20 protein-coding genes are annotated in these 19354 nt (G+C 66.7%); 10 read left to right on the forward strand and 10 right to left on the reverse strand.

All coding sequences use genetic code 11. The features are described from left to right. Positions 1-123: 123 nt before the first annotated feature. The 4 genes from H7F51_RS05220 to H7F51_RS05235 all read right to left on the reverse strand — a co-directional run bounded on the left by H7F51_RS05220 (position 124) and on the right by H7F51_RS05235 (position 4192). Positions 124-1194, reverse strand: a complete 1071-nt coding sequence (locus H7F51_RS05220) for a VOC family protein (protein WP_185663163.1) — start codon at positions 1192-1194, stop codon at positions 124-126. A 372-nt stretch (positions 1195-1566) separates the two neighbouring features. Next, the gene (locus tag H7F51_RS05225) at positions 1567-1800 is read right to left on the reverse strand and encodes a hypothetical protein (protein WP_185663164.1); all 234 of its coding nucleotides are present in this window, start codon (positions 1798-1800) and stop codon (positions 1567-1569) included. Further along, on the reverse strand, positions 1797-3383 hold the full coding sequence (locus H7F51_RS05230; protein WP_185663165.1) for a phytoene desaturase family protein: 1587 nt from the start codon (positions 3381-3383) through the stop codon (positions 1797-1799). The genes H7F51_RS05225 and H7F51_RS05230 overlap by 4 nt, the downstream gene beginning before the upstream one ends. Continuing rightward, a complete protein-coding gene (locus H7F51_RS05235; RefSeq protein WP_185663166.1) occupies positions 3380-4192 on the reverse strand; it encodes an SDR family NAD(P)-dependent oxidoreductase in 813 nt (270 codons plus the stop codon). Before H7F51_RS05235 ends, H7F51_RS05230 begins: the two co-directional genes overlap by 4 nt. A 91-nt stretch (positions 4193-4283) precedes the next feature. Between H7F51_RS05235 and H7F51_RS05240 the strand changes: the two genes are divergently transcribed. Then, the gene (locus tag H7F51_RS05240; RefSeq protein WP_221774003.1) at positions 4284-4730 is read left to right on the forward strand and encodes a winged helix-turn-helix transcriptional regulator; all 447 of its coding nucleotides are present in this window, start codon (positions 4284-4286) and stop codon (positions 4728-4730) included. A gap of 3 nt (positions 4731-4733) precedes the next feature. On the opposite strand, the gene H7F51_RS05245 is transcribed toward H7F51_RS05240, so the two are convergent. From H7F51_RS05245 to H7F51_RS05255, 3 genes are read right to left on the reverse strand one after another with little or no spacing between them, the layout of a single operon-like run. Further along, the gene (locus H7F51_RS05245) at positions 4734-5738 is read right to left on the reverse strand and encodes a LysR family transcriptional regulator (RefSeq protein WP_185663167.1); all 1005 of its coding nucleotides are present in this window, start codon (positions 5736-5738) and stop codon (positions 4734-4736) included. 23 nt (positions 5739-5761) lie between these two features. Then, a complete protein-coding gene (locus tag H7F51_RS05250; RefSeq protein WP_185663168.1) occupies positions 5762-6679 on the reverse strand; it encodes an NAD-dependent epimerase/dehydratase family protein in 918 nt (305 codons plus the stop codon). 23 nt (positions 6680-6702) lie between these two features. Further along, positions 6703-9072: a TonB-dependent receptor gene (locus tag H7F51_RS05255; protein WP_185663169.1), complete on the reverse strand. Its 2370-nt coding sequence runs from the start codon at positions 9070-9072 to the stop codon at positions 6703-6705. A gap of 147 nt (positions 9073-9219) precedes the next feature. Between H7F51_RS05255 and H7F51_RS05260 the strand changes: the two genes are divergently transcribed. After that, entirely contained in the window at positions 9220-10359 is a 1140-nt protein-coding gene (locus H7F51_RS05260; protein ID WP_185663170.1) for an FAD-dependent monooxygenase, read from the forward strand. Between the two features lie 23 nt (positions 10360-10382). Here the strand turns inward: H7F51_RS05260 and H7F51_RS05265 are convergent, their stop codons facing one another. Together H7F51_RS05265 and H7F51_RS05270 are read right to left on the reverse strand one after the other, a co-directional pair. After that, the gene (locus tag H7F51_RS05265) at positions 10383-10934 is read right to left on the reverse strand and encodes a gluconokinase (RefSeq protein ID WP_246447826.1); all 552 of its coding nucleotides are present in this window, start codon (positions 10932-10934) and stop codon (positions 10383-10385) included. 21 nt (positions 10935-10955) lie between these two features. After that, complete coding sequence (locus tag H7F51_RS05270) at positions 10956-11909, reverse strand: LysR family transcriptional regulator (protein WP_185663171.1); 954 nt, start codon at positions 11907-11909, stop codon at positions 10956-10958. Positions 11910-12050: 141 nt separating this feature from the next. Between H7F51_RS05270 and H7F51_RS05275 the strand changes: the two genes are divergently transcribed. The 8 genes from H7F51_RS05275 to H7F51_RS05310 all read left to right on the forward strand — a co-directional run bounded on the left by H7F51_RS05275 (position 12051) and on the right by H7F51_RS05310 (position 18839). Further along, positions 12051-13220 (forward strand): L-rhamnonate dehydratase, encoded by a 1170-nt coding sequence (locus tag H7F51_RS05275; RefSeq protein WP_185663172.1) that lies wholly within the window; start codon positions 12051-12053, stop codon positions 13218-13220. Beyond that, positions 13217-14197, forward strand: a complete 981-nt coding sequence (araD1, locus tag H7F51_RS05280; protein ID WP_185663173.1) for an AraD1 family protein — start codon at positions 13217-13219, stop codon at positions 14195-14197. Before H7F51_RS05275 ends, araD1 begins: the two co-directional genes overlap by 4 nt. After that, a complete protein-coding gene (locus H7F51_RS05285; protein ID WP_185663174.1) occupies positions 14194-15444 on the forward strand; it encodes an MFS transporter in 1251 nt (416 codons plus the stop codon). Before araD1 ends, H7F51_RS05285 begins: the two co-directional genes overlap by 4 nt. 13 nt (positions 15445-15457) lie before the next feature. Then, positions 15458-15889 carry a lactoylglutathione lyase gene (gloA, locus tag H7F51_RS05290; RefSeq protein ID WP_185663175.1) on the forward strand — a complete coding sequence of 144 codons (432 nt, stop codon included), beginning with the start codon at positions 15458-15460 and terminating at the stop codon, positions 15887-15889. A gap of 108 nt (positions 15890-15997) precedes the next feature. Further along, positions 15998-17212 (forward strand): MFS transporter, encoded by a 1215-nt coding sequence (locus H7F51_RS05295; protein WP_185663176.1) that lies wholly within the window; start codon positions 15998-16000, stop codon positions 17210-17212. Between the two features lie 30 nt (positions 17213-17242). Then, positions 17243-17674 (forward strand): GlcG/HbpS family heme-binding protein, encoded by a 432-nt coding sequence (locus H7F51_RS05300; RefSeq protein WP_185663177.1) that lies wholly within the window; start codon positions 17243-17245, stop codon positions 17672-17674. Positions 17675-17712: 38 nt separating this feature from the next. Next, positions 17713-18312, forward strand: coding sequence for a hypothetical protein (locus H7F51_RS05305; protein WP_185663178.1), 600 nt, complete (start codon positions 17713-17715; stop codon positions 18310-18312). After that, complete coding sequence (locus tag H7F51_RS05310) at positions 18309-18839, forward strand: hypothetical protein (protein ID WP_185663179.1); 531 nt, start codon at positions 18309-18311, stop codon at positions 18837-18839. Before H7F51_RS05305 ends, H7F51_RS05310 begins: the two co-directional genes overlap by 4 nt. A gap of 75 nt (positions 18840-18914) precedes the next feature. Here the strand turns inward: H7F51_RS05310 and H7F51_RS05315 are convergent, their stop codons facing one another. Next, a complete protein-coding gene (locus H7F51_RS05315) occupies positions 18915-19343 on the reverse strand; it encodes a carboxymuconolactone decarboxylase family protein (protein ID WP_221774004.1) in 429 nt (142 codons plus the stop codon). Between the last annotated feature and the right edge of the window lie 11 nt (positions 19344-19354).

The following is a 19354-nucleotide window of genomic DNA, read 5'->3' on the forward strand; positions in this document are numbered from 1 at the left end:
CTTGCGGCGCCGGCCCGCTCCCCCGGCCCAACCACCCACAGGGTACACTCAATGGGTGGTTGGGCCGGGGGAGCGGGCCGGCGCCGCGCGAGGTCACGCCGTCAGGCGGGACCGGTCAACGCATTACAGCGCGTGTTCGTCGTCGTCGGTCAGTTCGGCGAGCTTGCCGTTCACGGGAAGTTTGCCCGGCTTGCTCTTGCGGAAGGGTTCGAAGCTCCTGCGGTCGGCGTCGAAGGTCATGTCCCACGGGATATTGTCGCCCCGGAAGATCGGCGGGGCATTGTTCGACCACAGCAGCGAGCCGAAGCGGAAATCCCAGGCGCGGGGGACCCAGTTGTCGTCGAGGTAATCGGTATCGGCGTGATATTCGGCCTCGCCGGCATGGCCGGGCATGTCGCAGTAATAGTAGATCGCGCTGGAGATGCGGTGGCGGGAAATGCCGCCCGAGCTGTTCATCGACTGGTTCTTCCAGCCCTTCGCCTCCATGATGTTGGCACCGAGCATGACCTCGTCGATGTCGTCCATGCCGAAGGCGATGTGCATGAACTTGAAGTGGTCGGGGGCGATCGGCAGGTCGCAGTTCACCCAGAAGATCGAGTGATGCTCGAAGGTCCCGTCGGCGCGGGCGAAGATCCCGGTGCCCTTCGAGTGATCGACGTAGCGGAAGCCGAGGTGGCGCTCGTAGAATTCGAAGCTGGCGACATAGTCCGGGCTGAAGAAGACGACGTGGTTGATCGTCTTGGGGATCGCCTTCCGGCGCCAGATGCGGTGCTGGTTGAAGCGCGGGAAATTCGCCGGGGTGTTGACCGGGCTGGTCTCCGACACCACCGGGCGCTTGTCCCACACCCTCAGCGCGATCGGCTGGCCGTCGGGGCAGAGGCAGCGGACCGTGCCGTCGCCATCACGCGTGACTTCGACTTCGCTGGCGAGGCTGGCGGCGATGCGTTCAAGGTTTTCGGCGGTATCGACGCCCCAGACGGTTTCCTTGACGCCGTCTCCGACAAAGGGATCGGGCGCGGGCAGGCGCGGATCGCCGCGGCGCAGGACGATCACCCGGCTGCCGCTGGCCAACCGGAACACGGTCTCGTCCTCGGTCGCGCTCTCTGGCGGCAGGCCGAAATCGGTCCAGAAACGGGTGTGCTCGGCAAGGTCCGCTACGCCGAACACGACGCTCTCGACGCCCAGAATGCTCATGACTTCTCCTCAGATGGTGAGAGGCTTTATGGCGCCTTGGACGGGGCGGGGAGAAATGGATAGAATCGTTGCCCGCGCAGCGAGGCGCTGGATATGGTGACACGAGTGTCACCCTGAATCCTGTATTCGATCCTGTTATTTCAATGGGTTGTATGGAAGTGCATGGGTGACACTTATCCAACGCGAACGCGGGGGCTGACGATTTCAAGGAACCGGCGGATGGTCGCAGGTTCGGGCCGTGTAGGAAAGGGCAGACCTTGGTGCGCGGCCTTCGACAAGCTCAGGCTGAGCGGGGATTTGTGGCTGGACCGGGAACGGACAACCACGATCTCACCGATGCCAGCCTTCGCTGGCGTGACGGCTTGGGCCCCTTCAGCCCTTGCGGAACAGGAGCGTCAGCAGGAACAGGAAGGTCCTGAAGTCGATCAGTTTCAGCGCGGCGCGCGCCTCGGCGGGGGTGAGTTTGGCGACCATGGGCATGGCGCCGAAAATCTTGCCGCGGATCACCAGGGCGTCGCCGTCGCGTTCCAGCTTGCGGATCGCCATCAGTTCCTTGTCGTTGGCGTCGAGAATCCGGGCCACCGGGGCCTTTTTCGTATCGTTCATGCCACGGCCCTCCCGCAGACCTTGTCGTAGTCGATCCCCATGTCGTCCATCATCTGGATCGCCGTGGCCCGGCCGGCACCGAACACGCCGCCGCCGGGATGCATGAAGGGGCCGACGAGATAGAGGCCTTCGACACCCGGCACCCGGAGCGAGCCGAGATCCGGCGTGGGGCGGTGCGCGACCGACTGGTAGAAGAACGGGGCGCAGCCGTGGATGTCGCCCTTGAGGAAAGAGGCAGGGCTGTCGCGCTCATGGTCGATCGGCGAGCGGATCAGGCGGCCGGTGATGTTGTCGTCGGTCAGGTTCGCGTAGAACTTGCGGTATTGGGCGAGCGCGCGGTCGGCGATTTCTTCCTTGCGCTCGTCCCACGAGGCCGGGCCGCCGGGCCAGAGATCGTAAGGCGCGAAGTTGACGCCGTAGAACACCCCTGCCCCTTCGGGCGCGCGGCTGGGATCGAAGATCGTGTTGTCGCCCCCCGCGATCAGACGCTCGCTGACTTCGCCGCGGCGGAGCTTGTCATACTCCAGCAGCATGTCGCGCATGGTGTAGAAATCCATCAGCTCGGTCATCATGGCATTGGCCTCGTTGCCGACCTTGAGCCGCAGCCGCTCCTTGAGGGTGAGATGGGTGAGGTTGATCGAGAAGGTGGACTGGGTCACGCGCTCGGCCCGTTCCAGCACGGGCTCGGGCGTTTCGGCAACGAACTTGCGCAGGACATGGGGATGGATCGCGCCGATCACGCCGTCCCTGGCCATGAAGCTCTCCCCGTCCGCCAGTTCGAGGCCGACCGCCTTGCCCGAGGAGACCAGCACGCGCCGGACTTCGGCATTGCAGCGCACCTCCCCGCCGAAGTGCTCGATCGCGCGGACCAGCGCCTTCGACAGTTGCCCCGATCCCCCCTTCGGCATCGAGCAGCCATACGTATGAATGATGCCCGGCATCAGGAAGGCGCCCATGCCGGTGCCGAGTTCATCGGGCATCTGCAGGTTTTCGGTGACCATGCGGACGATGTGGAGGCGCAGCAGGTCGCTCTCGAAATACTGGTTCACCACGTCGAGCGCCGAACGCAGCATCACGTCGAGCAGGAAGCGGCCCTCGTCCGACTGGTCCATCATCGCCACGAAGGCGCCCATCGGGAAGGGCGGCGCATAGAGCCCGGACATGAACATCGGGATCGCCGCCATGCTGGCCCGCGCGAACTTGCGGTAGGCCTCGGCATCGCGGGGGGAGAAGCTGGCGATTTCCTCGCAGGTCCGGTCGAGGTCCTTCCATGAGCGGACGATCGTGCCGTCTTCCCAGATCGAGGCATGGGGCAGTTCGGGGTAGATGTATTCGAGCCCGAACTTCGAGAGCAGGCCCAGCTCATCCTCACGCAGCATGGGGTTGCCCTGGATCATGATGTGCACGTTGGAGTGCTCGTCGTGCCAGTAGCCGGGCTGGATCAGTTCGCGGGTGGAGACGCCGCCGCCGAAATGGGGTTTGCGTTCGAGGACCAGCACCTTCTTGCCCGCCTTGGCCATGTAGGCGGCGGCGACGAGGCCGTTATGGCCTGCGCCCATCACCACGATATCGTACTGGCTCATGCCTGCTCTCCCGAAAAGAAGGCGCGGAAACCCGCGATCCCCGGCACGTGGGCGGCGCAGCCGCCGTCGCAGACCAGCACCTGCCCGGTGATGTTGCGCGCGGCATCCGAAGCGAGGAAGGCCACTGCCTCGGCGATGTCCTCCGGCGCGCCGAGGCGGTCGCGCAGGGTCTCGTCCTCCACCACCTGCCGGAGCGCTGGCGGGAACGCCTCGCGCAGGGCCGGGGTCATGGTCATGCCGGGAGCGACCGCGTTGCAGCGCACCCCGGCCTTGCCGTGGCTGGCGGCGATGGCGCGGGTGAGCTGAATGATCGCCGCCTTGGACGAAGAATAGGCCGCCTGGATCAGGTGCCCTTGCAGGGCGAGGTTGCTGACCGTGTTGACCACGTTGCCGCGCGTCTCGCGCAGGTGCGGCAGGGCGGCGCGGCAGGCGATCATCGTGCCGCGCACGTTGACGGCAAAGGTCCGGTCCCAGAGCGCTGTCGCCATATGCTCGACGTCGCCATCGGCCCGCGCGATCTCGGGGCCGAGCAGTGCGGCATTGTTGTGCAGCACGTCGAGCCGCCCGAAGTGCCGCACGGTCTGTGCCACCATGGCCTCGACCGAGGCCTCGTCTTCAAGGTCCATGGCGATGGGCAGCGCGCCGGGCAGTTCGCCGGCCAGCGCCTCGGCCGCTCCGGCGGCGACATCGGCTACCACGACCCGCGCCCCGCGCGCCGTGAGCAGCCGGGCCGTTGCTGCGCCGATCCCGCCCGCGCCGCCGGTAACGATGGCGACCTTCCCGTCCATCCGGGTTGCATCCGGCATCATCGTGCTCTCCCGTGTTGATCTCTTGGCGGCAGGGCATAAGAGTGCTGCGAACACGGCGGAAGAAGGCACTTTTTTGTGCCCGGCGGGGGTGATGACACAGCAGGCGAAACCGGATGCGGCGGCCCTCGCCGGGATCGAGGCGCTCGATGCGGAAATGGCCTCCAGCGGCAGGGGCCGCGACACGCCGATCCGCTCGGTCATGGCCCTGCTTGGCGACAGGTGGACCACGCTGATCCTGCTGGTGCTGGCCACAAGTGAATGGCGCCATGCCGAATTGCGCCGGGTTCTGGCCCGGATTTCGGCCGAGCAGGCGATCTCGCAGCGGGTGCTGACGCTGAAGCTGCGGGCGCTGGAGCGCGACGGGTTCATCAGCCGCCGGGTGACAGCGGACGTGCCGCCCAAGGTGAGCTATGCGCTCACCCCGCTCGGGCTGGCGCTGCACGACCGGGCGCGCGACCTGATCGAGTGGATCAAAACGCGCGGCGGAGAAATCGAGGCGCACCGCGCCGCATGGGATGCGGCCGGCGCCGGGGACTGACCCTCAGCGCGGCGGATTCATCCGGTATTCGATTTCCAGCGTCTCGTCCTGAACGCCGGCGCCGCGCGCCAGCGGGACCACGCGGTCGTCGGCCGCCTCCTTGCCCTGACTGGAGGCGACCAGCGCGAGCTTTTCCACCACCCAACGCAGCGCGTTGTCGTTGTTGTTGGTGATGTGCCACTGGATGGTTTCGTGAATGGGCGGAATGTCGAACGGCGTTTCGCGCATGACCAGAGGGGTGTTCTGGATCACCATTTCGGCCATGCGGCGGTGCATGGTGGCGATCCGGTGGGTGTTTACCACCAGCCCCGGCAGCGACAGGAAGGTGGGCGCCACGACCTCTATCCGGCGCTGCTGCTTCTGGCGGCGCACGAACCAGTCCTCGAAGGCCGGCACCCGCGCCTTGCCGAACCGGGCGGTGACGTGGCCGAGCTCGAAATAGGCTTCGCGCGTCATCGGCTGCTGCATGGCAGGATTGCCCTCCCAGCCCACGACCACGTAATCGTCCTCGAACAGGACCTGGCTGGGGTGATCGGTCGACACGGCAAAGTTGATGGTCAGCAGCAGGTCGATGTAGCCGCGCTCCAGCGCCTCGACCGGAAGGTCGTTCATCGGCTGAATCTCGAAGCGCATGTGCGGCGCTTCCCGCTCGATCTGGGCAATGGCCTCGGCCAGCAGGACCTGCGTGGAATAGTCGGACGCCATGATCCGCACCTGGCGGTCGGCCGTGGAGGGATCGAACGGCGGAGCGACGGCGACCGTGGTGCGGATCTGCTCCAGCACCGCGCGCACCGGCTCGATCAGTTCTTCCGCGCGGGGGGTGAGGATCATCTGGCGCCCCTTCACCACCAGCAGGTCATCGCCGAAGTAGTCCCGCAGGCGGCCCAGCGCGCTGGAAGTGGCGGACTGCGACAGGCAGAGGCGGTCAGCCGCAAGGCTCACGCTCTTTTCGGTAAGCAGCGCGTCGAGCGCCACCAGCAGGTTAAGGTCCAGTCGGCCGAAGCGCATTGCCATCTCCCTGCCGCCTTCTCTCAGATCGTGGAGAGGGCTGACGAGACGAGGTTAGCAAGATTCCCGTCGTGCGCAAAACCGGCACGTTCGGCGGCCGGGGTGGCCAGCGGCGGCTGGGCGGCAAAGGCCGCCTCCAGCGCGGCGTCGGGGACGTAAGAGACGAGGCCCGGTGCCGCGCGGCACTGGTGGGCGATTTCTTCGGCCAGATCGCCCATCGTCAGGCGCAGCGCCGGAAGGGTGACTGCGCGCGTGGGCGGCAGCAGGGCGACGTCGAGCGACAGGGCGTGAATGAAATTGTCGGCGCAGCGCGCGACCGACTGCGCCCAGATCGTTCCCGCCGCCGAGACCGGGCAGGTGAAGGGCTCGCCCGCCTTCAGCGCGTGGAACAGGTCGCTCATGAAAGCGGATTTCATGCCGGACGGCCCCTTGGGCCGGGCAAGGATGCCGGGCAGGCGCACGGTGACCCCCTCGATCGCGCCGCGATTGGAGAACAGCGCCACCGCATGTTCCAGCATGGCCTTGTGGCCGCCGTAGATCATTCTGGGCGAAAGCGGCGTGGCATCGTCGACGTGATCCGGCAGCGGATCGCCGAACACCGCGATCGAACTGGCATAGACGAAGCGCGGCCGGTTCCCGGCCATCGCCGCCTCGAGGATCAGGTCATAGCCGGCATCGACGTTGATCCGCCGGGACGCGGCCGGGTCCGCCTCGGCCGCGCCGCCCGGCACGGTGGCCAGGTGGATCACCGCGTCGCAGCCGCCTTCGAGCGCTGCCGCGCGCACCGCGCTGTCGGCAAGGTCGCCCGCAACGGCCCTGGCGGCGGAGGGGATGCCCCCCGCCGCCATGTCCATCGCGGTGACCTGATCGCCCCGCGCGAGAAGGCGCTCGACGATCTGCCGACCGACGAACCCGCCCGCCCCGGTTACGACTACCCGCATCGATGACACCCGCTCCTCCCGCGTCAGAACTTGTAGCTGACCCGGCCGCCGAAATAGCGACGGGCATCGCGGGCGGGCTGGCCGATCACGTAGTTGCCGGGGCTGACCACCCCGCTCGGCACCGCCGCCGTGCCGGTTGCACCAGAGAAAAAGTCTTCCATATTAGTGTAGTAGAAGTGATTAGTGACGTTGTTCACGAACAGGGTCAGCGTCGCCTTCTCGTCCTTGGTCTGGAAGCCGAGGCTGAGATCGAGCAGGGCGAAGGCCGGCTGCCGGGTCCGTGGGTTCTGGTCCGCCTGCAGCAGGGTATCGGTGCGATAGGCAAGGTTGCCGCCGAGCACCACGTTGAAGGCCGAAAGCGGCACGGTCTGCGTGACATTGGCGTTGAACTTGAACTTGGGCGAAGCGGGCAGCGGCTTGCCGCTGAGATCCTGCGCGCCGCCCACGCAGCCCTGCGCCGTGGTCTGGTCCGGCCAGCAGGTGGCGCCCTTGAAGCTGGTGAACTTCGCATCGATGTAGGCCGCCGACAGCCCGAAGCGGGTGTTGCCCTGGACATAGTTGACGTCGGCCTCGACACCAGCCGTCCGCGCCCCGGCATTGGCCAGGACCAGCACGCCGATCACCGCCGAATTGTCGAACAGCTGGGCCTGATAGCCGTTGTACTTGGTGTAGAAGGCGGCGAGGTTGAAGGTCATGTGGCCGCCGAGCAGGCTCGACTTGAGCCCGACCTCGAAGCTGTCGATATGCTCCTGCGCCGTGGCCTTGGTGAACGGAACGTCGGCCGCGACCGGGGCCGACTGGGCCGAGGCGAAATCGTGGACCGTGTTGAACGCCTTCGGCTTGTAGCCGCGGGTGTAGGAGGCATAGCCCATCACCCCGCGCGACAGGTCGTATTGCAGGGCGATATCGCCGACGAGGACGTCGCTGCTGTCCGACAATATCCACTGGCAGGACGCCGCCGCGCCGCAGCCCTGATACTGGCCCGCCGCCGGATTGAGGTATTGCGAGACGTTCCAGCCGATCTTGTCATGGTTGTAACGCAGGCCCGCCACGACCCGCGCCGCATCGGTCAGGCGCGCGGTCACGCGGGCATAGGCGGCGTAGTTCTGCGTCGAGGAGATATTGCGCTTGGAGGTTGGATTGGCGACCCAGGCGCGCAGGCCGGTCTGGTCGACGATCATGTTGGAATAGAACAGGCCCGCGATGAAGTTGATCGGCCTGGCCGCATCGGAGGAGACCTTGAGCTCCTGCGTGAACTGACGGACCTTTCCGCTGGCTTCCTGGAAGTTTCCGAAATGCGGTGCGTGGCCGCCGGTCAGCACGTCGAAGAAATAGACGTTGGTCTCGAACACGTCCTGCGACTGGTACTGCTTCTCCTGGAACAACGAGGTGACCGAATTGAAGGTCAGGCCGTCCGCCTCGTAGTTGAGGGTGACCGAGCCATCGAGATCCTCGTAGCGCGAGCGCATCTCGACCGGGGAGGCATAGGTGCCGTTGCCGTAGCCGATGGTATAGCCCGGGAAGGCGACCGACTGCGGGATGCCGTAGGCGGTCGGCACGCCGTTCGTGTCGAAGGTGTAGGGGATGAAGGGGAAGACCGATGCGCCGGGCGTGAAATAGACCGGCACGAAGTTCTCGCCGTGCGAGCGCGACAGGGCATAGTGGCCCATCAGGCCGACGCTGAAGCGGTCGGTCAGCTCGAACTTGAGCTTGCCGCGAATGCCCCAGCTGTTGGCCGCGCTCTTTTCACCCCGGGTGATGTTGTAGACCGGGAACGGGGTGTGGGTGTCATAGGCCGAAAGGCTGAAGCTGACGCCTTCCGACAGCGGCCCGGCGACATAGCCCTCGCCGCGAACCTCGCCATCATCGGTCGCGGAGGCGCTGAAGCCGCCCTTGAAGGTGCTCGACGGCCCGTTGGTGACGAAGTTGATTACGCCGGCCGAGGCGGTGCGCCCGCCGAGGGTGGCCTGCGGCCCCTTGAGCACTTCGAGCTGGGCCACGTCGGTGATCGTATTGGCGGCAAAGCTGTCCGCCGGGACCGGCACCCCATCGACCTGGATCGACACGCCCGAGGTCAGGCCGATGGCGCCCTCGTTGGCGTTGGTCGAGATGCCGCGGATGCCATAGGGCACGCGGCCGTTGAAGGTGCCCTTGATTTCCACCGAGGGAACCACGCGGTTGATATCCGAGAGGTCGGTGACGTGGGCCTGTTCGATGGTGTTGCCGCCAAGGACGGCCGCGGCCACCGGGATCTCCTGAAGGCGTTCGGTGCGCTTCTGCGCGGTCACGATGATCTCGGCCGCCCCGAGCGTTTCGGTCTGCTCCTGTGCGAATACCGGCTGAACCGAGGCCAAGATGGCAAGAACCGAAGTTGAAACGAGAAGATTGCGCATAAGACCCCTCCCAAGGCGTTTTTCGTATTTGCTCGCTGCGAGCGGCTAATAGTGGAGCGCCGGGCAAAACTCCCTCCGATTGTATGGATAGGTCTCTATCCAAGCTTCGGATTTGCCTCTTGCGGCCCGCCCGACCATCGAGACGCCATGTCTGGGGATAGGATAGAGAGCATCGCGGCCGCGCTTGTGGTCGGCGGCGGCATCGGCGGCATGGCGGCGGCGATCAGCCTCGCGGCCCGTGGAGTCAGGGTCGAGCTGATCGACCTCGACCCCGAGTGGCGGGTCTATGGCGCGGGGATCACGATCACCGGCCCGACCCTGCGCGCCTACCGGCGGCTGGGGCTGCTGGAGCAGATCAAGGCGGAGGGCGCGATCACCAATCGCACCCGCCTGTTCCGCTATGACGGCACCCACATCGCCGATCTCGAGGAGCCGGTGATCGAAGCGGGCCTTCCCGCGACCGGCGGCATAATGCGGCCCGTGCTGCACCGGATCATGCAGGCGCGGGTCAGGGAGCTGGCCATTCCGGTTCGTCTCGGCCTTACCGTCACAGCCCTGGAAAACCGTGCGGAGGGGGTGGACGTCACGTTCTCGGACGGGACCTCGGGCCGCTATGACCTGGTGGTCGGGGCGGACAGCGTCTATTCCACCGTGCGCGAGATCGCCTTCCCGCACATGGCCCCGGCGGTCCCCACGGGACAGGGGTGCTGGCGCATTTCCATCCGCAAGCCGCCGACGCTGGAAGCCGGGGAATTCTATCTCGGCCACGCCAACCCGGCAGGCATTACCCAGTGCGCGCCGGACAGCGTCTACATGTGGATGCTGACCCCGCATGAAAAGCGGGACGCCCATTTCACGGACGAGGAACTGTTCCAGCGCCTGAAGGAACTGCTCGCCGATTTCGGCGGGAACGCGGGGTGGATCCGCGACAACATGACCCGGGACGACTGGATCAACTACCGCCCGCTCGCCGCCGCCCTTCAGCCAAGGCCGTGGTACAACGGGCGGATCGTGCTGCTTGGCGACGCGGTCCACGCCACCACCCCTCACCTTGCCTCCGGCGCGGGCATGGCGGTGGAGAGCGGCATCGTGCTGGCCGAGGAACTGGGCCGGGCCGGTACCGTGGCGGAAGGGCTCCATGCCTATCAGGAGCGGCGCTTCGATCGCTGCCGCGACGTGATCGAGAGCAGCGTGGGGATCGGCCGGCTCCAGCTCGAGCACGGCGACCCCGAGGCGCACAAGGCGCTGCTCGAAGGCGCGCTGTCCCGCCTCAACGAACCCTTCTGATCCGGGCAGAGCTTGCCGACAGCTCAGCGCGGTTCCGGCCGCGCCCCCGCCGTGGTCACGAAGTCGATCGCCCGCGCCACCAGCACTTCGACCGGCTTGTCGGCCGGAAGCGTGAGGCACCATTCGTCCTCGCCGGGCATTTCGAGGGTCGCCAACTGACTGTCGAGCAGCGAGGCCGGCATGAAATGGCCCGGCCGGGCCTGCATGCGCGCAAGGAGAACGTCGCGGTCCGCATGGGCGTGGAGGAAGAGCAGCGGCCTGCCGATCCGCGCCGCGAGATGATCGCGGTAAGCCCGGCGCAGGGCCGAGCATGAGCAGACCGCCCATCCCCCTGCCCCGGCCAGCGCATCGCCGAGGATGTCTAGCCATGGCCAGCGGTCGGCGTCGGTCAAGGCGGTCCCTGCGCGCATAAGGGCCACGTTGCGCTCGGGGTGAAACTCATCCCCCTCAAGGAAGGGCCGCCCCAGACGCTCGGCCACGGCGCGGCCGATGGTCGACTTGCCGCAGCCCGAAACCCCCATGACGACGATGACCGGTTCGCGCCGCGACGCGGCCTTGATCGCATTATCCTGCATGTCCTGATCCCCCGTGCCTGCTCAGGCCGCCATGCCGTGCGCCGCGCCGTGCAGCGTCTCGATCACCCGGCTCATCGCCGGGGTGCATTCCCGGTTGGTCCGGGTAATCAGGCCGTAAGGCGGCAGGCGCGCGTCGAGGCTGAGCGGCAGGATCGTGATCGCGCCCATTTCCTCGAAATCGCGGGCCGTCACCTCAGGCAGGATCGACACCATGTCCGAGGCACGGATCAGCGAGATGCTGGTGAGGATCGAGGAGGTCTCGATGATCGACTGCGGCCGCTGCCCCCACTGGCGGAAGGTCTCGTTGACCTGTTCGCGCAGGGGGCTCGGCTCCGGCTGGATCACCCAGGTCTGCCGGATCAGGTCGCCGGCGAGGTGCTTCGAGCCGACGACCGGGTGGCCGGGCCGGACCAGGACCGACAGCGGCTCGTCTGCCATGAGGTCAACCGTCAGGTGTTCGGTCGACCAGCCTTCCGGCACGCGTCCGATCATCAGGTCGATCTGCCCGGCCAGCAGGGCCTGGACGAGGATGTCGCTGGTATCGACCCGCACCGACATCTGCACCCCGGGATAGGCGCGGTTCATCTCGACCAGGGCGCGGGTCAGCAGCCCGGGCGCGCCGGCCATGATCGCCCCGATCCGCACCCGGCCGACCATGCATTCGGCCATGGCCGCCAGTTCCGACTGCAGCGAGGCCATGTCGGCCAGGACGGTGGTGGCATAGCGGGTCAGCGCCTCGCCCAGCACGGTCGGGGTCAGCCCGCGCGGATGGCGCACGAACATCGGCCCGCCGAGCAGGCCTTCCATCTGTTGCAGGGCCTTGGTCGCGGCCGGCTGGGTCACCCGGATGGCGTCGGCCGCGGCGCGCAGCGAGCCATGTTCGGCCAATGCCTCGAGCAACTGGAGGTGGCGCATCCGCAAGCGGTTGCGCAGGGCGGGGAGGGTCGGGATCATGCCGGGAGTGATAACCTGCATCTATAGATAACTGAGAAGCGTTCAATAGCACTTGGGGTCACACTGCGGCAATCACCTCGCTCAGACAAGATTGGTCCCGCAGGGATCGGGGGATGAACACCGGCGCGGACCAGCCGCGCCGCCAAAGCATGGATGCCCACAATGAAGATCACCGACGTCCGCGCCCGCGTGTATGAATGGCGCGGACACACCGTTCAGCCGCAGCCGCACTTCTGCACCAACGCGGTCGACGTATTGCGCACGTCGGGCGACCGGATGAACTCGTTCCGGTTCCATTCGTGGACCGTGGTCGAGGTCGAGACGGACGAGGGCCTGATCGGCCTGGGCAATGTCGCCCTCGCCCCTTCCGTCGCCAAGCAGATCGTGGAGCGCTACCTCGCCCCGCTGGTGATCGGGCACGATCCGTTCGATTATGAATTCCTGTGGCAGCGAATGTATCGCAGCACTCATGCCTGGGGCCGCAAGGGCGTTGGCATGGCCGCGATCAGCGCGGTCGACCTCGCGATCTGGGACCTGATGGGCAAGGCCGTGAACAAGCCGGTGTTCAAGCTGCTGGGCGGCCGGGTCAAGGACAAGATCCGCTGCTATGCCAGCAAGCTCTATGCCGGCCCGATCGACGAGATGCAGGCCGAGGCCCAGCGCTACGTCGACGAGGGCTTCGACGCGATGAAGATGCGCTTCGGCTATGGCCCGGCCGACGGCCCGGCCGGGATGCGCGAGAACCTCAAGCGGGTGGAAGCCGTGCGCGAGGTGATCGGCTATGACCGCGACCTCATGCTGGAATGCTACATGGGCTGGGATCTCGACTATGCCCGCCGCATGCTGCCCAAGCTTGAGCAGTTCGAGCCGCGCTGGCTGGAAGAACCGGTGATCGCCGACGATATCGACGGCTATGCCGCGCTGAGCCGGATGACCTCGATCCCGATCTCGGGCGGCGAGCACGAGTTTACCTCCTACGGCTTCCGCCAGTTGCTCGACAAGGAGGCCGTCGCGGTCATCCAGTACGACACCAACCGCGTCGGCGGGATCACCGCCGCGCGCAAGATCAATGCCCTCGCCGAAGTCTATGGCGTGCCGGTCATCCCGCATGCCGGCCAGATGCACAATTACCATCTCACCATGTCGAGCCTCGCCAGCCCGATGGCGGAATATTTCCCCAAGCATGACGTCGAGGTGGGCAACGAGCTGTTCTACTACATCTTCAACGGCGATCCGAAGGCCGAGGGCGGCTGGCTCGATCTTGACGAGGACGTGCCGGGGCTGGGGCTGACCCTGTCGGACGAGCACCTCGACGACTTCTGCATCGCATGACGGGCGCGGTCCGCCTCATCCAGTATGCCGATGGCGCCGGGAAACCGGCCCTGGCCGCGCGCGAGGGCGAAGGACCGGCCCGGCGGATCGAGCGATTTGCGACGACGCGCATCCTTGCGCTTCACGCGTTCGACGAAGGCGTCGCCCTGCGTGAACTTGCACTGCGCGAGGCGGGCGCGGCGGTCGACCTGAGCCAGGTCCGGCTGCTTCCGGCGATTTCGCACCCCGATCCGGCCCATCTCCTCGTTGCCGGCACGGGGCTGACTCACCTCGGCTCGGCCGAGGGGCGCGACAGGATGCACGCCGCCGCCGCGGGCGAGAAGCAGACCGATTCGCTGCGGATGTTCCTGATGGGGGTCGAGGGCGGCAAGCTCGGCGGCGACCGCGGGGTCCAGCCGGAGTGGTTCTACAAGGGCAACGGGGCCTGCCTCGTCGGCCCGCGCGATCCGCTGGAGATGCCCGCTTTCGCCAAGGACGGCAGCGAGGAGCCGGAAATCGCCGGGGTCTACATGATCGACCCCCACGGCGTGCCTCGCCGGCTTGGCTTTGCGCTGGGCAACGAGTTTTCCGACCATGTGATCGAGCGCCACAACTATCTGTGGCTGGCCCATTCCAAGCTGCGCCCGGCCGCGCTGGGCGCCGAATTGCTGCTGGGCGACCTCCCCGCCAACGTCACCGGCACCAGCCGTGTGCTTCGCCATGGCGCGCCGATCTGGGAAAAGCCGTTCCTGACCGGCGAGGACAACATGTCGCACAGCATCGACAACCTCGAGCGGCACCACTTCAAATATGCGGTGTTCCGCCGCCCGGGCGACATTCACGTCCACTTCTTCGGCACGGCCACCCTGTCGTTCGCCGACGGGATCGCCACGCAGGAAGGCGACGAGTTCGAGATCGAAGCCGATTGCTTCAACCTACCACTGCGCAACCGGCTGGTCCGGGCGGCCGCGGACGACGCAAAGGTAATCCCGGCATGACCGCCCCCGCCCCTGACGGCACCCCCGACGGCCCAGCGCCTGACAGCTTCCGCGCCGCGGCCATTCCGATCGCGGGGGCGACGTTCCTCTCGATGGTCGGGGTCGGCATGCTGGTCCCGGCCCTGCCCGAGCTGGCGCGCGGCGCGCCGGATCCGGCGCTGGCCGCGGGCAGCCTGATCGGCGCCTATGGCTTCTCGCGGCTGCTGTTCAACGCGCCTTCGGGCCTTGCGCTCGACCGGATCGGCATTGCCCGCGCGGCCAACGTCGGCCTGCTCCTGCTCGCGGCAAATTCGGCCCTCGGCTATTTCAGCGCGCACTACGTGGTGCTGCTGGCGGTGATGGCGATCCAGGGCGCGGCCTCCTCGTTGTTCTCGACCGCCGCCATGACTGCGCTGGTGCTCAAGGCCGGACCCGCCGCGCGCGGCCGGGCCATGGCCTGGTTCCAGTCCTCGCTCCTGCTCGGCTTCGCAACCGGACCGGTGATCGGCGGCCAGGTGGTGGACCGGTTCGACCCGCACCTGCCGTTCCTGCTGCAGGTGGGGATTGCCCTGCTCGCCATGCTGGCGGTGCGCGCCATGCCGGGCGGGACCGGCAAGCCCGGTCAGGGCAAGCCGCAAGGAGGCCCCGGCGGGGCCCCTGCCGCATCGGTGTGGAAGACCACGCTGGTCCTTGGCGGGCTGGCCGGCTTCGCCGCCTTCGCCACACGCTTCGGCATCGCGTGGAACCTCGTTCCGGTCGAGGCGCGCGGGCCGCTGCAACTTTCGAACGGCGAACTGGGCTGGATCATCGGGCTCGGCACCCTCGCCAATCTCGCCGTCACGCCGTTCCTCGGCAAGCTGATCGACGGTTACGGCGCCCGTCCGACCTATGCCGTGGCGGCGGTGCTTTCGGTCGCGGCGATGGTGCTGCTGCTGACTGTCCCGAGCCGCGCGGTGCTATGGCTCGCGACGGCCTTGATCCTGCTGGCAACGGGGGTGATGATCCCGGCCGCCGCCGCCCTGGCCCTGACCGGGGCCGAGCCGCGGCGAATGGGGCAGCTCATGGGGATCTACCGCACGATGGCGGAAAGCGGGATGGCCATCGGCCCGGTCGCCCTGCCGGCCTTCACGGCGGCCCTTGGACTCCCGGTGGTGAGCGGCCTGCTGCCCTGCATCGCGCTGACCGCGCTGGCGGCCTGCATCGTGCTGGTGATCGGACGGCGCCCGTCCGCAAGTGAATTGGCCGCGCCCCGACCGGGCGCCGCGTGAAGGAGCAAGAGCGATGAGAATGATGCACACCATGCTGCGGGTTGGCGATCTCCAGCGGTCGATCGATTTCTACACCCAGGTCATGGGCATGAAGCTGCTGTGGAAGCGCGAGTTTCCGGACGGCAAGTTCACCATCGCCTTCGTCGGCTACGACACGATGGAGGAAGGCACGGTGATCGAGCTGACCTACAACTGGGGCGTCGAGAGCTACGAGATCGGCACGGCCTATGGCCATATCGCGATTGGCGTGGCCAACGTCTATGACGCGGCCGCCAGCATCGCGGCAAGCGGCGGCAACGTGATCCGCCCGGCCGGCCCGATGGGCAGCGGCACCCGCGCGATCGCCTTCATCCAGGACCCCGATGGCTACAAGGTCGAACTGGTCGAGGACAGCCCGCTCGAAACCGAATTCTACGTGACCCCTTTGGCCGAGGCCCGGGCCTGACCCCGGCTCCCGGCAGCGCGCGACCGGCTGCCGGGGGTCTTACGGCGGGCGCCTCCACCCGGCGGCGCCCGACCCCATAAAACAAGAGGTCGCGGAGAGTTTTGCGCTATGCACAGTCCCGGCATCGCCACCAATCCCCACGCACCAACGCGCATTCTCAATGCGCGCTTCGCGGCGATGTTCGTGATCAACACGCTGGCCCAGTACGCAGTCTATTCGATGAACACGCTGACCGCGCCGTTCGCCGCCTCGTTCGGCGCGGCGCCGACCGTGATCGGGCTCGTTTCCAGCACTTTTGCCGTGACGGCGATGGCCTTCAAGCTGGTTTCCTCGCCCGCGATCGATGCCTTCGACCGCAAGAAGGTCCTGCTCTTCGCGCTTTCGGTGCTGCTCGCGGCCTGCCTGTGCGATGCGTTCGCCACTAGCGTACCGTTCCTCGTCGCCTCGCGGCTGTTTTCGGGAACCGCGCTCGCCTTTCTGCCGACGGTCTGCTTCGTGATCGTGTCCGACAACCTGCCGGCCGACAAGATGGGCACCGGGATGGGCTATTACACGCTGAGCACCGTGGTGGTTCAGGCCTCGGCCCCGGCCGTGGGCCTGTGGATTTCGAACCGGCTCGGCTTCAACCTGACCTTCGTCGTGGTCTCGGCCGTAGTGGCGGTGACAATCCTGTTCACCCTCGCGGTTCCGTTGGAGCGTCCGCGCGAGCGGCGGCCCTTCACCTTCCGGCCGGGCAGCATCTTTTCCGCCGCCGTACTGGCGCCGACCTTCATCCTGCTGATCGAGGCGATGATCTGGAGCCAGGTGAATACTTTCCTCGTTCTCTTCGCCCAGTCGCGCGGGGTGCTCAAGGACCAGATCGGCCTGTTCTTCACCGTGCTCGCGCTGGTCCTCGTCATCAGCCGGCCGACCATCGGCACCCTCGCCGACCGGATCGGATCCAGCCGGGTCCTCTTCGCCTCGATGTTCTTCCTCGCCGCCGCCTTCCTGACCATCAGCTGGTCGCACGAGCTGAACGGCTTCCTGCTCGGTGCCGCGCTGGCCGCCTTCGGCTATGCCGGCTGCCAGCCGACGCTGATGGCGATCTGCCTGCGGCTGGTCCCGGCCGAACGGCGCGGCGCGGCGAGTTGCACCGCCTATCTCGGGCAGGACATCGGCAACCTTATCGGCGGTGTTCTGGGCGGCGCGCTGGTCCAGCATTTCGGCTATGCCGCGATGTGGCAGATCATGCTGGTGCCGCTGATCATCGCCGCCATCGTCACGATCGTCTATCGCCGGCGGATCGATTTCATTCCGGCCGAAACGGCCGCCACCGCGGCCTGACCGCAGCAGATACAACCGGAGAATTCCCCAATGTACACCAGGACCCAGCGCCACATCACACTCGACGGCGCCCAGGCGATCATCGCCGCCGCCCTGGCTGACGGCAAGGCGCGCGGCCGCGAGCTGAGCGTGGCCGTCGTCGATGCCGGCGGCCATATCGTTGCCATCGCGCGCTCCGACGGGGCGGAAATCCAGACCGTCCAGATTGCCGAGCGCAAGGCGCGCACCTCGGCCTTCACCGGCGTGCCGTCGGGCCCCAAGAGCAAGGCGGGGAATGTCGGCTCGGATCACCATCTGCTGGCGATCACGCTGGCCGGCGGCGTCGAGAACGTGGTGACCGTGCAGGGCGGCGTGCCGATCATCGTCGATGGCGAATGCATCGGCGGGGTCGGCGTGAGCGGCGCGGCCCATGCCGACGGCGAGATCGCGGCGGCCGGTGTGACGGCCGCTTTCGGCGCCTGACTGGGCGCATAATTTCAGAATTTCAGGAGACCAGAACCATGGGCAAGTACCAAGAAAACTGCGTGGAAATGCTGCTGCGCGAAGACAACCCGCGCCGCCCGGGCCGCGCCGGCACCTACATCTTCGGGCAGGAATTCAAGGGTCAGGACTATTTCGAGCCGACCCCGATCCTGACCGAGATCATGCCGATCACCGGCAACTACATGATGATGAGCGGATTTCCCGAGGAGGTGCAGAAGCGCATCTACACCATGCGCGACGGGCACAAGGGCGGCCCTTACCCCAAGTACAACATGAACGCCGACAAGCTGATGATCTTCTCGGGCTCGGACCCCGACAACATGAAAGACCTCGGCGCGCACATCGAGTTTCACCTTGGCGAGGGTGAGGATCTGGAGATCTTCCACTTCGACGAGCCGCGCGCGATCTTCGTGCCCAAGGGCGTGCGCCACGGCCCGATCTACATCACCCAGTTCCGCCGGATGCTGACCATGTTCTGCGTTTTCACCCAGCCGTCCAAGGAAGCCGCCGACATCGTGCAGGCGTGGGACTATGTGGGTAACGATGCCAAGATCAAGGAAGTGATCGGCGACGACATGGACGAGTACAAGAAGTTCTTCGCGGAGAATCCGAAGTGAGCGAAGCCGCCGCTGCCGACCTTTCGGCCAACTGCGTTACCATGTTCCTCAAGGACCCGCAGCCGCCCGAGCCCGGCAAGGGCGCGGTGTGGATGTATGGGCAGGACCACTTTCCGGCGGCCGAGCACTGGATCGAATCCTGGCTGGTCACCGGTGAGCACACGATGATGCCGGGCACCCCGGCAGGCGCGGAGAAGATCATCCACGTCGGGCCGGACGGACACAAGGGCGGGCCCTATCCGAAGTATCATCACAATGCCGACAACCTGATGATCTTCACCGGGACCGACCCGGAGAACCCGCGCGACCTTGGCGCCACGGTGGAGTTTCACCTTGGCGAAGGCGAGAGCGAGCAGGTCTTCGTGTTCGACGAGCCGCGCTGCATCGTGATCCCACGCGGCGTGCGGCACTTCCCGATGATCGTGACCCAGTTCCGCCGCCCGTTCACTATCACCGATATCCTGACCGCCCCGACCCGCACCCTGGCCGGGACCGAGACCGACTTCACTTACGAAACGCCGGCCTGACCAGCGATCGGGCAAACGGGAAGGCGCCGCTACGATGGGTCGTAGCGGCGCCTTTTGTCATGTTTTTCAGTTAGTTCAGCCGAGCGGCGCGCGCGGGGCCGTGCGGGTATAGTCCTGCATGTCGGCGAAGGGGCGCTTGGCCGGATCGAGATCGACCTGGAAGGTGTTGAGCACCATGGCGAGCATCGAGAAGGTACCGAGGCAGGCGACGGCATCGACCATGCCTTCGTCGCCGAACAGGGCCTGGGCCTTGGCATAGGTCTCGTCGCTGACGAGGTGAGTTTCCAGCAACTCCTTGCAGAAGCGGTAGAAAACGGCCTCGTCTTCAGCCTCGAACGGGGGCTCGCGGCGCTCGGCGAGGGCTTGGGTCACGGCTTCGGGGAGGCCGGCGGCGTGGGCCTTGCCCAGATGGGCGTTCCACGAATCCTGCGCGTCCCAGAAGCGCGCGGCGATCAGCAGGCTGAATTCGCGCAGGCGTTCGGGGAGCGAGGACTTGAACCGCATCTGGCTCGCAA

The sequence above is a fragment of the Novosphingobium flavum genome (assembly GCF_014230315.1).
Taxonomy (GTDB): domain Bacteria; phylum Pseudomonadota; class Alphaproteobacteria; order Sphingomonadales; family Sphingomonadaceae; genus Novosphingobium; species Novosphingobium flavum.